This window comes from Streptomyces sp. NPDC028298, from assembly GCF_055565895.1.
In genome coordinates, this window is the sequence record NZ_JBVHTL010000005.1 from 575,808 (window position 1) to 590,336 (window position 14,529).

Annotated in this window: 13 protein-coding genes; 8 read left to right on the forward strand and 5 right to left on the reverse strand. The window is 71.6% G+C overall.

All coding sequences use genetic code 11. From position 1 onward, the window contains the following. Positions 1 to 16 precede the first annotated feature (16 nt). From ACZ4TO_RS25220 to ACZ4TO_RS25235, 4 genes are all read left to right on the forward strand, one after another. Positions 17 to 565 (forward strand): DinB family protein, encoded by a 549-nt coding sequence (locus tag ACZ4TO_RS25220; RefSeq protein ID WP_468025278.1) that lies wholly within the window; start codon positions 17 to 19, stop codon positions 563 to 565. A gap of 25 nt (positions 566 to 590) precedes the next feature. Continuing rightward, positions 591 to 1,232, forward strand: coding sequence for a PadR family transcriptional regulator (locus tag ACZ4TO_RS25225; protein WP_468025279.1), 642 nt, complete (start codon positions 591 to 593; stop codon positions 1,230 to 1,232). Positions 1,233 to 1,392: 160 nt separating this feature from the next. Then, complete coding sequence (locus ACZ4TO_RS25230; RefSeq protein WP_468025280.1) at positions 1,393 to 2,346, forward strand: ATP-binding cassette domain-containing protein; 954 nt, start codon at positions 1,393 to 1,395, stop codon at positions 2,344 to 2,346. 113 nt (positions 2,347 to 2,459) lie between these two features. Then, positions 2,460 to 3,188 (forward strand): ABC transporter permease, encoded by a 729-nt coding sequence (locus ACZ4TO_RS25235; protein ID WP_468025281.1) that lies wholly within the window; start codon positions 2,460 to 2,462, stop codon positions 3,186 to 3,188. Between the two features lie 101 nt (positions 3,189 to 3,289). Here ACZ4TO_RS25235 and ACZ4TO_RS25240 read toward each other — a convergent pair whose 3' ends face one another. Together ACZ4TO_RS25240 and ACZ4TO_RS25245 are read right to left on the reverse strand one after the other, a co-directional pair. Further along, positions 3,290 to 4,696, reverse strand: coding sequence for a glutamate decarboxylase (locus ACZ4TO_RS25240; protein ID WP_468025282.1), 1,407 nt, complete (start codon positions 4,694 to 4,696; stop codon positions 3,290 to 3,292). Between the two features lie 67 nt (positions 4,697 to 4,763). Beyond that, positions 4,764 to 6,050 carry an ion channel protein gene (locus ACZ4TO_RS25245; RefSeq protein ID WP_468025283.1) on the reverse strand — a complete coding sequence of 429 codons (1,287 nt, stop codon included), beginning with the start codon at positions 6,048 to 6,050 and terminating at the stop codon, positions 4,764 to 4,766. Between the two features lie 136 nt (positions 6,051 to 6,186). Between ACZ4TO_RS25245 and ACZ4TO_RS25250 the strand changes: the two genes are divergently transcribed. Beyond that, positions 6,187 to 6,954, forward strand: coding sequence for a MerR family transcriptional regulator (locus ACZ4TO_RS25250; protein WP_468025284.1), 768 nt, complete (start codon positions 6,187 to 6,189; stop codon positions 6,952 to 6,954). Positions 6,955 to 7,098: 144 nt separating this feature from the next. On the opposite strand, the gene ACZ4TO_RS25255 is transcribed toward ACZ4TO_RS25250, so the two are convergent. Further along, the gene (locus tag ACZ4TO_RS25255) at positions 7,099 to 7,464 is read right to left on the reverse strand and encodes a YbjQ family protein (protein WP_385043422.1); all 366 of its coding nucleotides are present in this window, start codon (positions 7,462 to 7,464) and stop codon (positions 7,099 to 7,101) included. Positions 7,465 to 7,604: 140 nt separating this feature from the next. Here ACZ4TO_RS25255 and ACZ4TO_RS25260 point away from each other — a divergent pair, with 140 nt between their 5' ends. Continuing rightward, on the forward strand, positions 7,605 to 8,873 hold the full coding sequence (locus ACZ4TO_RS25260) for a DedA family protein (protein ID WP_468025285.1): 1,269 nt from the start codon (positions 7,605 to 7,607) through the stop codon (positions 8,871 to 8,873). A gap of 62 nt (positions 8,874 to 8,935) precedes the next feature. Here the strand turns inward: ACZ4TO_RS25260 and ACZ4TO_RS25265 are convergent, their stop codons facing one another. Then, entirely contained in the window at positions 8,936 to 10,594 is a 1,659-nt protein-coding gene (locus tag ACZ4TO_RS25265; RefSeq protein ID WP_382784053.1) for a threonine/serine exporter family protein, read from the reverse strand. 175 nt (positions 10,595 to 10,769) lie between these two features. Continuing rightward, complete coding sequence (locus tag ACZ4TO_RS25270; protein WP_037625961.1) at positions 10,770 to 11,261, reverse strand: inorganic diphosphatase; 492 nt, start codon at positions 11,259 to 11,261, stop codon at positions 10,770 to 10,772. Between the two features lie 142 nt (positions 11,262 to 11,403). Between ACZ4TO_RS25270 and dacB the strand changes: the two genes are divergently transcribed. Then, positions 11,404 to 12,897, forward strand: coding sequence for a D-alanyl-D-alanine carboxypeptidase/D-alanyl-D-alanine endopeptidase (dacB, locus tag ACZ4TO_RS25275; RefSeq protein WP_468025286.1), 1,494 nt, complete (start codon positions 11,404 to 11,406; stop codon positions 12,895 to 12,897). Positions 12,898 to 13,214: 317 nt separating this feature from the next. Continuing rightward, positions 13,215 to 14,363 (forward strand): zinc-dependent metalloprotease, encoded by a 1,149-nt coding sequence (locus ACZ4TO_RS25280; RefSeq protein WP_355766535.1) that lies wholly within the window; start codon positions 13,215 to 13,217, stop codon positions 14,361 to 14,363. Positions 14,364 to 14,529: the final 166 nt, after the last annotated feature.

The window sequence follows — 14,529 nt, forward strand, 5'->3', positions numbered from 1 at the left end:
TGAAAGGCGGCCGGTCATGGTCACGCATGTGCGAGCGGAAGAGCGGGGCGACGAGCGCGGGGCGCTGCTCGCGTTCATCGAGGAGCAGCGCGGCGGCATCCGCCGGTCGCTTCTCGGGCTGACGGAGGAGCAGGCCGCGAGCCGGCCGAGCGCCAGCGAACTGTCCCTGGGCGGGCTGCTCAAGCATGTTGTCGAGGTCGAGCAGGGCTGGATCGCCCGGGCTAAGGGCGAGCCGCCGGCCGTCCGGCGGGACGAGTCGAACTGGCACGAGTGCTTCGTCCTCGCCGACGGCGAGACGGTCGCCTCGCAGCTCGCGTACTGGGAGAAGGTCGCCGCCGAGACGGAGGCCTTCCTGCGCTCGGTGCCGAGCCTCGACGACACCTTCGCCCTCCCGCCGGACCCCTGGTTCCCGCCCGAGGGCCGCGTGTCGATGCGCTGGCTGGCCCTCCACCTGATCCGCGAGACGGCCCGGCACGCCGGGCACGCGGACATCATCCGCGAGTCCCTGGACGGCAAGACGGCCTTCGAACTCGTGGCACTGGAGCAGGGCTCCACCTGGGGCTGACCGCACCACCCCTAGGCTGGACGGCATGTCAGCGATCCGTCTCCTCGTGCTCGGCGCGGTCCGCCAGCACGGGCGGGCCCACGGCTATCAGGTGCGCAACGACCTGGAGTACTGGGGCGCGCACGAGTGGTCCAACGCCAAGCCCGGCTCGATCTATCACGCGCTCAAGCAGATGGCCAAGCAAGGACTGCTGCGCGCCCACGAGATCGCGCCGTCCACCGCCGGCGGGCCGCCGCGCACCGAGTACGAGATCACGCCCGCGGGGACCGAGGAGTACCTGGCGCTGCTGCGCGAGTCCCTGACGTCCTACGACCAGAAGATGGACGTCCGCTCGGCGGGCATCGGCTTCATCGTCGACCTGCCGAGGGACGAGGCGGTGGCCCTGCTGAAGGAGCGGATCCGCGGGATCGAGCAGTGGCGTACGGCCGTCACCGAGCACTACGTGCCCGAGGACGGCCCCGCCCAGCTCGGGCACATCGGCGAGATCATGGACCTCTGGGTCCACTCGGCCGACGCCGACGCGGCGTGGACCCGCGGCCTGATCGCCCGCGTCGAGGGCGGCGCCTACACCTTCGCCGGGGAGGGCGAACCGTTCGTCGGGGTTCTCCGCGACGACCAGGAGAACCCGTACGCGACGGGGGAGAGGCATCCGGAGGACGCGTCCTGACCCCGCCGGCTCCGTGACTCCACCGGGCCGCTAATCAAGTTTGACTAACGCCTGGGCCGGGCTTAACCTCCCTTCTCGTGGACTGGTAGTCAAGTTTGATTACCGAATCGGGGACCGGCTGTGGACCGGCTCGGAAGCGGGCCGGAACGGAGGGAGCGGGATGACCGAAGCGATCGTCGTCGAAGGCGTACGCAAGCGGTACGGGGACCATCACGCGCTGGACGGACTGGACCTGTGCGCGGGGCACGGCACGGTGCACGCGCTGCTCGGCCCCAACGGGGCGGGCAAGACGACTCTGGTCCGGGTCCTGTCGACGCTGCTGCGCCCGGACGGTGGCCGGGTGGAGGTCGCCGGGTACGACGTGGTGCGCGAGGCCCGCCGGGTGCGGTCGCGCATCGGCCTGCTCGGCCAGCACGCCGCGCTCGACGAGGAGCTCGGTGGCGGGCAGAACCTGGAGATGTTCGGACGCCTTCATCATCTGGGCTCCCGCGCCGCTCGGACGCGGGCCGGCGAACTCATGGAGCGCTTCGGCCTGGGCGCCACCGGCCGCAAGGCCGTCCGCACGTACAGCGGCGGCATGCGGCGCCGCCTGGACCTGGCCGCGTCGCTCATCACCGACCCCGAGGTCCTGTTCCTGGACGAGCCGACGACCGGGCTCGACCCGCGCGGCCGGGCGGAGGTGTGGGCGGCGGTGCGCTCCCTGGTCGGCGGCGGCACGACGGTGCTGCTCACCACGCAATACCTGGAGGAGGCCGATCAGCTCGCCGACCGTATCTCGGTCGTCGACCGCGGGCGGGTCATCGCGGACGGCACGGCCGACGAACTGAAGTCCCGGACGGGCGGCGACCGCATCGACGTGGTGCTGCGTGACGCGGGCCTGCTGGGCGCCGCCGTGACCCTGTTGCCGTTCGCGGGCGAGGGGGTCTCGGTCGACGCGGACCGCCGGCTGCTCAGCGCTCCGGTCGCCGACCGCATGGCGGCCCTCGCCGCGGTCGTGCGCGCCCTTGAGGAGGCCGGGATCGAGGCGGAGGACATCGCGCTGCGGCGCCCGACGCTGGACGAGGTGTTCCTGCACCTCACCGGGGAGACATCGCGTACCAAGGAGGCCGTGTGAACACGACGTACGACACCTTCCGCGCAGGGAATCGGACATCCAGGCGGCCGGCGGGCCCTGGCGGGCTGCGCGAACCCGGCGCGGTAGCAGGGTTGTTCTCCGACTGCTGGACGATGACCCGCCGCGAATTCGCCCGCTGGGCACGGCAGCCCGTCCAGGCGGCGGTCGGCCTGGTGTTCCCCGTGATGCTGCTCCTGATGTTCGGTTACCTGGTCGGTGGCGGCCGGGACGTCGAGGGCGACTACGTCGGGTACCTGGTGCCGGGCATGCTCACCCTGACCATGGCGTTCGGCCTTGAGGGCACGATGCTGGCCGTCACCCAGGACCTCGGCAAGGGCGTCATCGACCGCTTCCGTTCCCTGCCGATGGCGAACGGGGCCGTCCTCGTGGGCCGTTCGGCCGCCGACATGGTTCAGTCCGCGGTGAGCCTGGCCGTGCTGACCGGGGTCGGGTACGCGCTCGGCTGGCGTCCCGACAGCACCCCCGGGGCGTTCCTCGGAGCGATGGGGCTGCTTCTGCTCCTCCGCTTCGCCATGCTGTGGATCGGTATCCACCTGGCGATGGTGGCCGGCAAGCCGGAGCTGGTGCAGGCCGTGCAGATTCTGGTGTGGCCCGTCGGCTTCCTGTCCAACGTCTTCGCCTCCCCCGACTCCATGCCGGGCTGGCTGGGCACGGTGGTCGGCTGGAACCCCATGTCCCAGACGGCCACGGCCGTCCGCGATCTGTTCGGCGGACCGGGCGGCGAACCGAGCCACATCGGCGCCGCGATCCTGTGGCCACTGGCCCTGCTCGCCGTCTTCTTCCCGCTGGCGGTACGGCGCTTCGCCCGCCTGAGCCGCTGACGGAACGACCCGGGGCGGGGCCGCCGGGCTGCCTGGGACCCACCGGTCCCGGGTGGCCCGGCCCGGAGCCGGCGGCCGGGGAAGGTGGGCCGGGCCGGCCCTCAGTGGTGGAAGGCCGTCGCCGCCTCCTTGTCGTGGGTCAGGGGGTGGGGCTGGCGGCGCAGTTCGGGGAGCAGCCGGGTCAGGTCCTCGATGAAGAGGTCGGCGAGGTCGGACGAGAAGCCGTTGCGGCACACCACGCGCAGCACGGACAGGTCCTCGCGGTTCTCGGGGAAGGTGTACGCGGGCAGCAGCCAGCCGGTCTCCCGCATTCTGCGGGACACGTCGAACACGTCGAACGCCGTGACCTCGGGCGCCGTCGTGAAGGCGAAGACCGGCAGTTCGTCCCCTCGGGTGATGAGCCGGAAGTCGCCCAGGCAGTCCACGCGTTCGGCGAGGGCGCGTGCCACGTCCCGGGTCGTCTGCTGCACGGCTCTGTAGCCCTCCCGGCCCAGCCGCAGGAACGTGTAGTACTGCGCGACGACCTGCGCGCCGGGGCGGGAGAAGTTGAGCGCGAAGGTCGGCATGTCACCGCCCAGGTAGTTCACCCGGAAGACCAGTTCCTCCGGCAGCTCGGCCGCCGTCCGCCACAGCGCCCAGCCGACGCCGGGGTAGACCAGGCCGTACTTGTGGCCCGAGGTGTTGATCGACGAGACCCTCGGCAGCCGGAAGTCCCAGACCAGGTCCTCGTCCAGGAACGGCGCGATCATCGCGCCGGACGCGCCGTCGACGTGGACCGGGATGTCGAGTCCGGTGCGCTCCTGGAGCCGGTCCAGGGCCGCGCACAGCTCCTCGATCGGTTCGTAGGACCCGTCGAAGGTGGAGCCGAGGATGCCGACCACCCCGATCGTGTTCTCGTCGCACAGCGCGGCCGCCGCTTCCGGGTCGAGGTGGAACCGGTCGCCCTCCATGGGGATCTGGCGGGCCTCGACCTCCCAGAAGTTGCAGAACTTCTCCCAGCACACCTGGACGTTCACGCCCATGACGAGGTTGGGCCGGGCGCCCGGGTAGCGGTCCGCGTTGCGCTGGGTCCAGCGCCGCTTCAGCGCCATGCCGGCGAGCATGCACGCCTCGCTCGACCCGGTCGTGGAGCAGCCCACCGTGGCCGACGGATCCGGCGCGTTCCACAGGTCGGCGAGCATCGACACACAGCGCCGCTCCAGTTCGGCCGTCCGGGGGTACTCGTCCTTGTCGATCATGTTCTTGTCCCGGCACTCCGCCATCAGGACGCCCGCCTGCGGTTCCATCCAGGTGGTGACGAAGGTGGCGAGGTTCAGCCGGGAGTTCCCGTCCAGCATGAGCTCGTCGTGGACGAGCTGGAGCGCGGTCGTCGGCGGCAGCGGGCCGTCCGGGAGGCGGTGCTTGGGCGGCGCCTGGACCATGCCGCTGACCGGGTTGGCCTCGCCGTAGAAGGGGTTGACGGAGTGGGGGTGGGCATCGGGCTTCTGCTGGCCCTGGTGGAGCGGCACGGGCTTCTCCCAACGGTCTGCGGGACGGGCGTCCCATTTGTTCATCGGATGAGGGCGCCCCGGCGGTTCACCGGACCGCGCTTCCGTCCTTGCGCAGTTGCATCTGCGGCCGCCCGGTCACCAGCAGCCAGGCGGGCAGGGAGGCGATGCAGAGGAGGGCGATGATCGACGGCGAGGACACCAGGACCGCGGCCGTGAACAGGCTCACCCAGCCCTGCCGGGTGGTCGCGAGAAGCGTGCCCAGGACCCCCGCGGCCAGTCCCAGCGACGGCTCGACCGCCGGCACCAGCGCGTGGGCGCACAGGCCGAACGAGGCGCCGATGAAGACGGCGGGGAAGATCCGGCCGCCACGGAATCCGCAGGACGCCGCGACGACGAGCGCGGCCAGCTTCACCACGGCCATGAGGGCGAACCGGCCCGCCGACCAGCCGTCCGGGTCGTGGGCGATCTCGGCGACCTGGTCCAGGCCCTTGAACAGCGTCAGCGGCCCGCCCAGGCAGCCCAGCAGGCCGAGGACGAGCCCGCCGACGGGCAGGGCGGCCATGGGATGGCGCAGGAGGGAGAAGGCCTTGTGCACGTAGGGGAAGGCGTAGACCCCGGCCAGGCCGAGCACGGCCGCGGCCGAGGCGACGACCACCGCGGACAGCACATCGGCCCAGCCAGGGCTGCCGAGCGGGGGCAGACCCAGGTCGAAACTCGCGTGTCCCAGCAGCGCCGTCGTGATCGAGCCCACCGAGGCGGCCGTCAGCGGCGCGAAGAGGTTGTCCCACAGCATGCCCCTGACCTGCCGTCCGGCGAGCGCCTCGGAGATGACGAGCGCCGCGGCGACGGGGGTGCCGAACAGGGCGCCGATGGTCCCCGCCTCGGCCAGCATCATCCACAGCTCCCCGGGGGCCGCGGGCGCGAACCGGCGGCCCGCCCAGAACGCCAGCGCGACGTTGGTGGCGATGATCGGGTTCTCGGGACCGAGGCTCGGACCGCCCGCCAGCATCAGCATGGTCGCCACCAGCAGCCCGGGAAGGATGTAGAGGGCCATCGGTTCCGCCTGGAGCCCCACCGTGGCCGGATCGGGGCCCGCGTGCCCCGGGGCCTTCCACACCACCAGACCGACCAGGATGCCGGTGGTGGTGAGCATGACGATCATCCAGAGCGAGGAGTATCCGCCGATGCCGAGAGCGTCCGGCAGGTCGGTCCAGAGCACGTCCTTGAGCCGGTCGGCGAGCTTGCTCACCCCGACGTAGAGGAGGCTCGAGATCGCGCCGACGACCACGGCCGGAAGGAACAGCGGCAGCAGCGTCCGTGCGGGCGTCGCCCGGGCGGGGGCCGGTCCCGGGGGAGCCGCTTCGTGGGTCACGGGCTCACCCTAAGCGCGCGAATCGGACATAACATCCCGAGCGTCGCCACCGACCCGGCCGGGCCCGGCACTTCGGGCTTGCACCTCACGTCACGTCAGGCCCCATCGTGAAGGGCGTACCGAGGAAGGAGCGGAAGTGGGTTACTCAGTGGGCCAGGTCGCCGGATTCGCCGGAGTCACGGTGCGCACGCTGCACCACTACGACGAGATCGGTCTGCTCGCGCCGGGGGAACGCAGTCACGCGGGCCACCGGCGCTACAGCGACGCCGATCTCGACCGGCTGCAGCAGATCCTGTTCTACCGGGAGCTCGGCTTCCCGCTCGACGAGGTCGCCGCCCTGCTCGACGACCCGGAGGCGGACCCGCGCGCGCACCTGCGCCGCCAGCACGAGCTGCTGACCGCCCGGATCGAGAAGCTGCAGAAGATGGCCGCGGCCGTGGAGCACGCCATGGAGGCACGCACGATGGGCATCAACCTCACCCCCGAGGAGAAGTTCGAGGTCTTCGGCGACAAGGACCCCGAGGAGCACGCCGAGGAGGCCGAACGCCGCTGGGGCGGCACGGAGACGTACGCCGAGTCGCAGCGCCGCACCGCCCGCTACACCAAGGACGACTGGAAGCGCATGCAGGCCGAGGTGGCCTCCTGGGGTGAGCGCTACGACGCCCTGATGGCGGACGGGGAGCGGCCGGACGGCACGCGGGCCATGGACATGGCCGAGGAACACCGGCAGCACATCACCAAGTGGTTCTACACCTGCACGTACGAGATCCACCGGGGTCTCGGCGAGATGCACGTCGCGGACGAACGGTTCAAGGCGTTCTACGACTCCATGCGGCCGGGGCTGGCCGAGCACCTGAGGGACGCGATCACGGCGAACGCGGCCCGGCACCCCGGGGAGGCCTGACCGGTAAGGGGCGTCCGCCACTGCGGGCGCCCCTTACGCGCGCGCGTCGCGTGCCTCTCACCGAGACGTGCCCCTGACCGGGTGGGCCTGCCGCCCCCTGACCGGTGGGCGGCCCGTGCCGATGCCGGGCGTCGCGCGCTGCGCCTACTCCTTCACCAGGACCACGGCCGTGCCGTAGGCGCAGACCTCCGTGCCCACGTCCGCCGCCTCGGAGACGTCGAAGCGGAACATGAGCACGCCGTTGGCGCCACGCGCGCGTGCCTGCTCGACGAGCCGTTCCATGGCCTGGTTGCGGGTCTCCACCAGCGTCTTGGTGAGCCCCTTGAGCTCACCGCCGATCATCGACTTCAGGCCCGCGCCGATCTGGCTGCCCAGATGCCGTGAGCGGACCGTGAGTCCGAAGACCTCGCCGATGACCTGCTCGACGCGGTGGCCGGGAACGTCGTTCGTCGTCACGACCATGACGTCCGCGTGGGGACCCTGGCCGCCGCCGTATTCATCGATGCCCATGGTCCACAGCTTTGTCCCAGTCGTCGCACAGTGCATCCTGGAGTCACGGGTGGAACCTGGCGTCGACACATTGCGTTGATAGCTTTGGCCGGCCGTACAGGACCGCCGTACCTCCCTTCACCCCTCAGGAGCCCGGACCCGTGATGACGCTTGCCCTCGGTCCCAGTTGGCTTGATCCGAACACGCTCCTGGACAATTTCGGCATCTGGGGCCTGCTGCTGGTGGTGTTCGCGGAGTCCGGCCTGCTCATCGGCTTCTTCCTGCCGGGTGACTCGCTGCTGTTCACCTGCGGTCTGCTGATCGCCACGGACGCCATGGACTTCCCGCTGTGGGCGGCGGTCCCGCTGATCTGTCTCGCCGCGATCCTCGGCGACCAGGCGGGCTACCTCTTCGGCAAGAAGGTCGGCCCCTCGCTGTTCACCCGCCCGGACTCCCGCCTGTTCAAGCAGGAGAACGTGGTCAAGGCCAACGAGTTCTTCGAGAAGTACGGTCCCAAGTCCCTGGTGCTGGCCCGCTTCGTGCCCGTCGTGCGCACGTTCACGCCGATCATCGCGGGCGTCAGCGGCATGCGGTACCGCCCGTTCCTCACCTTCAACGTCATCGGCGGCGTCCTGTGGGGCGCGGGCGTCACGCTGCTCGGTTCCTGGCTCGGCAAGATCGAGTTCGTCAACAAGCACATCGAACTGATCCTGATCCTGATCGTGTTCGTCTCGGTGGTCCCGATCATCATCGAGTTCCTGCGCGCCCGCTCCCAGGCCAAGAAGAACCCGCCGCAGGCCGAGGAGCCGCAGGACTTCCAGGAGCCCTTCCCGGCCCCCTCCGAGGCCGCCCGCACCCGCCCCGCCGCGCCCGTCATGGACGACGCGACCAGGCCGCTGCGCGTCCCGCCGGTCCACGAGGGCCAGGACTCGCCGTACGGCGGCGGCCACCAGGCCCGTCCCTACGGCGACGAGGGCCACGGCCGGTCGTACGGCCACCAGGGCCAGGACCAGTCGTACGGCCATCAGGGTCAGGACCAGTCGTACGGGAACCAGGGTCAGGGCCAGTCGTCGTACGGGAACCAGGGCCAGTCGTACGGCGACCAGGGCCAGGGCCGCCCCTATGGGAACCCGGGGCAGGGCTACGGCCGGCAGGGCGACCCGTACCCGGCCCAGCAGCAGTACCAGCAGCCCCAGCACCCGCAGCCGTCCCAGCACCAGCCCCGGCCGCCCCAGCAGTACCAGCCCCAGCCCCAGCAGCCGTACGGCTCGGACCAGGGCTACGGCTACGACCAGCAGCAGTACGACCAGGGCTACCAGCAGGGCTACGACCAGGGCCAGGCCAACCCCCAGCAACACCCCCAGGGCCACCCCCGCCGTCCGTACGACGCCGACCAGTACCCCTACGGCCAGGGCCCCGCGCAGAACTGAGGCACCCGCCCGGTCCTCCCCGGACCGGGCCTCCGCCCGGCGCGGGCCGCCGGGACGCGCCCTCAGAACCCGCGTGTCCGCTTGGCGGCCCGCCGGCCGCCGGCGGAGCCGCCCGGCAGACGCAGGAACAGCCGCGAGATCTCCGACCCCAGGTTCACGCCGATCGCGATGGCCATGGCGAGGGCCGCGGCCTTGGTGAGCGACACCAGTCCCTTGTCGACGTTGTTCTGCGCGATCGACAGCAGTCCGAAGTAGGTCGCCGAACCGGGCAGCAGCGGCCCGATGGCGGCCGTCGTGTAGGGCAGCGCCGAAGCGAACCGGTAGCGCGAGAGCAACTGCCCGAAGAGGCCCACCAGGCCCGCGGCGACGGCCGTGGAGGCCACCGGCGATATCCCGCCCGCGTAGTGCATCGCCCCGTACACCGACCAGGCCACGCCCCCGTTGAGGGTCACCGCCAGGACAGTGGAACGTTCCTGCTGGAGCAGGATCGCGAAGGTGAGCGACAGCAGCATCGACGCGGCGATCTGGAGCAGCGGCCGCTCCGAGATGTTCAGCGCCGCGTCCGGGTTGAGCTGCGCGCCCAGCTTCACGCCGAAATAGAGCACCACCAGGACGCCGACGACGATGCCCACGAAGAAGTACATGACTTCGAGCAGGCGCGCGGACGCGGTGATGTAGAAGCCGGTCAGCCCGTCCTGCACCCCGGCGACGAGCGCCCGTCCCGGCAGCAGCGCGAAGAGACCACCGGTGATGACGGCGGACGCCTTCACGTCGACGTGCGCCACTGTGAGCGCCACCCCTATCGCGGCGGGCGGCATCGCGGCGGCCGTGAACTGGTAGAACTCCGGCAGTCCGCGTCCCGCGCACAGCCAGGCCAGCCGGTCGCCGAGCATCGCGCCGAGCGCGGCGGCGACGAACACGATCGCGTCACCGCCGACGAGCACCGAGGCCGCGCCGGCCAGCAGCCCTCCGGAGGCCGTCAGCACCCAGCCTGGATAGGGGTGCCGGTTGCGCCGCATCTCCGCGAGGCGCCTGTAGGCCTCCTCCAGCGGGATCGCGGTCTCCGGGTCGCTGAGGTCGTCGACGAGCCGGTAGACGGCCGCCAGGCGGGTGTAGTCGGTGCCCCGGCGGCGTACGGTCCGTGACGCGGTCACCGGGTCGTCCACCAGGGACGGCTGGTGCGAGATCGACAGCAGGGTGAAGGTGACGTTCGGCTCGCAGCGGTCGAGGCCGTAGGAGCGGCACACGGCGAACATCGCCGTCTCCACGTCCTCGGCGCCCTCGCCGCCCGCCAGGAGCAGCTCGCCGATGCGCAGGGTCAGGTCGAGGACGCGCGGGACGGCGGGCCCCGACTCGTCCTCCTTGTGCACGGGCTCGGGCGCGGGCCGCTCGGTCACCGGCATGCGCAGCATCGTGCGCATGCGGTCCTGCCAGGGCGCGTCCTTGGTCAGGCTGACCATGGGGATCCCGGTCGCGGGCGTGAACGCGGGAGGTGCCTGCCGGGCGCTGTAGGTGCGCGGTGTGCTGAACGCCGAGCCCTCGTGCCCGGGCCCGGCGGACTGCGGCGCGTCGAGGCCCTGGGGGAGCGCGAACTCCGATGTCGTCGAGGATTCGTCCTCGGCCGCCACCGGTCCCGGCGACGCCACACCCGCGGGCGGGCTGAAAGCACTCCTCGCCTCGTCCGAGTGCGGCTTGCGGTCTTCCGCTTCCGGGTCCGCCACCAACTCCAGCCTCGCCTTTCCCGTCTGTGTGGCTGTTCTTCTTGCCTTCCGTATGCCTCAGTATGCGTACGGACACACGAACGGGCCGCGTGACCCCTGGGGGTGACGCGGCCCGTTCGGAAGAGCGCGGAGGTCGGAGACCGCCCGCGAAGGGCGGTGACCCCGCCCTCGGGGGTCAGTGACCGCCCTGGTCCTTGAAGCGCTTGTAGGACCGCTCGATCTCGGCCTCGGCGTCCGCGCGGCCGACCCAGTCGGCGCCCTCGACGGACTTGCCGGGCTCCAGGTCCTTGTAGACCTCGAAGAAGTGCTGGATCTCCAGGCGGTCGAACTCCGACACGTGGTGGATGTCGCGCAGGTGCTCCACGCGCGGGTCGTGCGCGGGGACGCACAGCAGCTTGTCGTCGCCGCCGGCCTCGTCCGTCATACGGAACATGCCGATCGCGCGGCACTGGATGAGGCAGCCCGGGAAGGTCGGCTCGTCCAGGATGACCAGCGCGTCCAGCGGGTCGCCGTCCTCGCCGAGGGTGTTCTCGACGAAGCCGTAGTCGGCCGGGTAGCTGGTCGAGGTGAAGAGTCGACGGTCCAGACGGATCCGACCGGTCTCGTGGTCCACCTCGTACTTGTTCCGTGAACCCTTCGGAATCTCGATCGTGACGTCGAACTCCACCGGTGGCTCCTCCATGATCAGCACATAGTTCTGGTGATTAAGTGTCCCTCACGCAGGTGGGTGATCGCGAAAGGGGCTGGTGGTCGTGCCAGAGCTGAGGGCTTGGCGGGCCGCGAGACCGCATGTGGTGCGGGTCGCGCGGATGGTGAGACCGCATGTGGCGCGGGTCACCCAAGCCGTCCGGCCGCGTGCCGGGCGACTGACGACACCGCAGCTCACAGCCGTTGCCGCGACCGCCGGCCTGGCACTCGCGGCCGGGGCGGTGACCGTGGCCGGTCCCTGGGACTCCACCGGTCAGCGTACGGCCGAGCGGGACTGGGCCGCATCGCGGGCGCCGGAGGGTGGCACACATCACGCACGTACGTCCGGTACGCACCGGACGTCCCCCCGGCCCGCTCCCAGCGCCGCCTCCGTCCTCGCCGGGCTCGGCGGCCGGGCGGGCACCGGGCCCGCGCCCACCGGGAAGGCCCTCGCGGGCGTCCTCGACCCGCTGCTGTCCAACCCCGTCCTCGGCTCGGTACGCACCGCCGTCGTGATCGACGTGGCGACGGGCGAGCGGCTGTACGGCAAGGGCGCCGAGCAGGTCCAGACGCCGGCCTCCACCACGAAGATCGCCACCGCCGTCGCCGCCCTCACGGCGCTGGGGCCCGACCACCGCATCCAGACGCGTGCGGTGCTGGAGCCCGACACCAAGGAGGTCGTGCTCGTCGGCGGCGGCGACCCCACCCTGACCGCCCGCAAGCCCACGGACGGCTGGGCCGACCTGAGCACCCTCGCGGAGAAGACGGCCACCGCCCTGAAGGCCCGTCACATGGACCACGTGACGCTCTCCTACGACACCTCGCTGTACTCGGGCCCCGACCTTCACCCCATCGGGGTCAACGACAACATCGCGAAGGTCACCCCGCTGATGGTCGACGAGGGCCGCCTCGACCGCTCGACCAGCGGGACGGCCAGGCGTGCCCCGGACCCGGCCGCGGACGCCGCGCGGACGTTCGCCGACCTGCTGCACGACCACGGTGTCACCGCGACCGCGCCCGGCCCCTCGAAGGCGACGAGCCGCTCCCAGGCCCTCGCCTCCGTCTCCTCGCCGCCGCTGTCCGCCCTGGTCGAGCGGATGCTGACCAACAGTGACAACGACATCGCCGAGGCCCTGGCCCGCCAGGTCGCCCTCGCCTCCGGCGAGAAGGCCAGCTTCGACGGCGACGCGAAGGCGATCCGCACCCAGCTCCAGAAGGCCGGACTCCCGCTGGCCGGGGCGCGGTTCGCGGACGGCAGCGGCCTGAACCGCGCCGACCGGCTCTCCGCCGACCTGCTCGCGGCCCTGCTGGCCAAGGCCGGCGACCCGGCCCACCCCGAGCTCCGTCCGGTCCTCACCGGCCTGCCCGTCGCCGGCTTCACGGGCACCCTCAGCACCCGGTACACCGACGCCCCCACCGCCACCGGGGTCGTCCGCGCGAAGACGGGCACGCTGACCGGGGTCAACACCCTCGCCGGCACCGTCGTCGACAAGGACGGCCGTCTGCTGGCCTTCGCGTTCCTGACCTCCGACGCCGTCAACCCCCCGAACACCCTGGAGGCGCGGGCCGCGTTGGACCACGCGGCGACGGCACTGGTGGCGTGCGGCTGCCGGTAGCGCCGACCGGACCGGGACCCGACCGCACCGAGACCGGCCGACCGCACCGGAACTCGACCGCACCGGAACCCGGTCGCAGCGGGATCCGACCGCACCGGGATCCGGCCGACCGCACCGGAACCCGGCCGCAGCGGAACCCGGCCGACCCGCCCGAGACGCGGGCCCGGACCGGGACGCGGCCCCTTCCCGCCCTCAGGGCCCGGGAATCGGGCCCCTCCCGGCCCCTGGCGAACCAGAGGCACCACCGGCCCCTCGGCCGGGACGCGGACGGCGCCGGACCCTCACCGCAGCGGGACCCGCTCACGTACGGTTGACGCATGACGAGCATCGGTGGTGCTGCATCTACTGGGATGGTCGACTGGAATCTCGCGGTGGCGACCGCGACCCGGCTCGTACGGCCGGGCCCCGAGGTGAGCCGCGACGAGGCCCGGGCCATCGTGGCCGAGCTGCGCCGACACGCCAAGGCCTCGGAGGAACACGTCAGGGGCTTCACCCGCATGGGTGATGACGTCCTTCACGACACCCCCGTCCTCGTCGTCGACCGCCCCGGCTGGGTCCGGGCGAACGTCGCCGGGTTCCGGGAGATCCTCAAGCCCCTGCTGGACAAGATGCAGGAGCGGCGCGGGAGCAGCCCGGGCGGAGCCGTCCTCGGCGCCGTCGGCGGCAAGGTCACCGGCGTCGAACTGGGCATGCTGCTGTCCTTCCTGTCGTCGAGGGTCCTCGGCCAGTACGAGACGTTCGCGCCCGCGACCCGGGACCTGCCCGCGGGGGCGCCCTCCGCCTCCGGCAAGGGCGGCGGCCGGCTCCTTCTGGTCGCCCCGAACATCGTGCACGTGGAGCGCGAACTCGACGTCCAGCCCCACGACTTCCGCCTGTGGGTGTGCCTCCACGAGGAGACGCACCGCACCCAGTTCTCGGCCGTGCCCTGGCTGCGCGACCACCTGGAGGGCGAAATCCAGTCGTTCTTGGCGGAGACCGAGGTCGACCCCATGACCGTCCTGGAGCGCATCAGGGAGGCCGCCCAGTCGCTCTCCGGCTCCCGCCCCGACACCGAGGAGGACGACGGCGGGCGTTCCCTCGTGGAAATCGTGCAGACGCCCGCCCAGCGCGAGATCCTCGGCCGGCTCACCGCCGTGATGTCCCTCCTGGAAGGACACGCCGACTTCGTGATGGACGGCGTCGGGCCCGCCGTGGTCCCCTCCGTCGCCGAGATCCGCGAGAAGTTCCAGCAGCGCCGCGCCAAGGGGGCCTCCCGCCTCGACATGGCCCTGCGCAAACTGCTGGGCCTGGACGCCAAGCTCAGGCAGTACCGGGACGGCGAGCGGTTCGTACGGGCCGTTGTCGAGGAGGTCGGCATGGACGGCTTCAACCGTGTGTGGACCTCTCCGAACACGCTCCCGACCAAGGCGGAGATCGCCAAACCGGCGGACTGGGTCGCGCGGGTGCACCGCAAGGCGGAGTCGTGAACCCTACGGGACGGTCGTGAAACGAATCCGGCCGATGGCAGGCAAACGCTCCTGCTATCACCCGTCCGAGGGACCGTGGAGCATGGGTAGGCGTGCAATGCTCGGGGAACGCCCCGGTTCTGTCACCATCTACACACTCTGAGTGACAGATCCCCGGGCTCACCCC

Coding starts and splice junctions, on each gene's coding strand:
- ACZ4TO_RS25220 (WP_468025278.1), top strand. CDS start 17: ATGGTCACGCATGTGCGAGCGGAAGAGCGGGGCGACGAGCGCGGGGCG.
- dacB (WP_468025286.1), top strand. CDS start 11,404: ATGGTGAGACCGCATGTGGCGCGGGTCACCCAAGCCGTCCGGCCGCGT.
- ACZ4TO_RS25225 (WP_468025279.1), top strand. CDS start 591: ATGTCAGCGATCCGTCTCCTCGTGCTCGGCGCGGTCCGCCAGCACGGG.
- ACZ4TO_RS25230 (WP_468025280.1), top strand. CDS start 1,393: ATGACCGAAGCGATCGTCGTCGAAGGCGTACGCAAGCGGTACGGGGAC.
- ACZ4TO_RS25280 (WP_355766535.1), top strand. CDS start 13,215: ATGACGAGCATCGGTGGTGCTGCATCTACTGGGATGGTCGACTGGAAT.
- ACZ4TO_RS25255 (WP_385043422.1), bottom strand. CDS start 7,464: ATGGGCATCGATGAATACGGCGGCGGCCAGGGTCCCCACGCGGACGTC.
- ACZ4TO_RS25235 (WP_468025281.1), top strand. CDS start 2,460: ATGACCCGCCGCGAATTCGCCCGCTGGGCACGGCAGCCCGTCCAGGCG.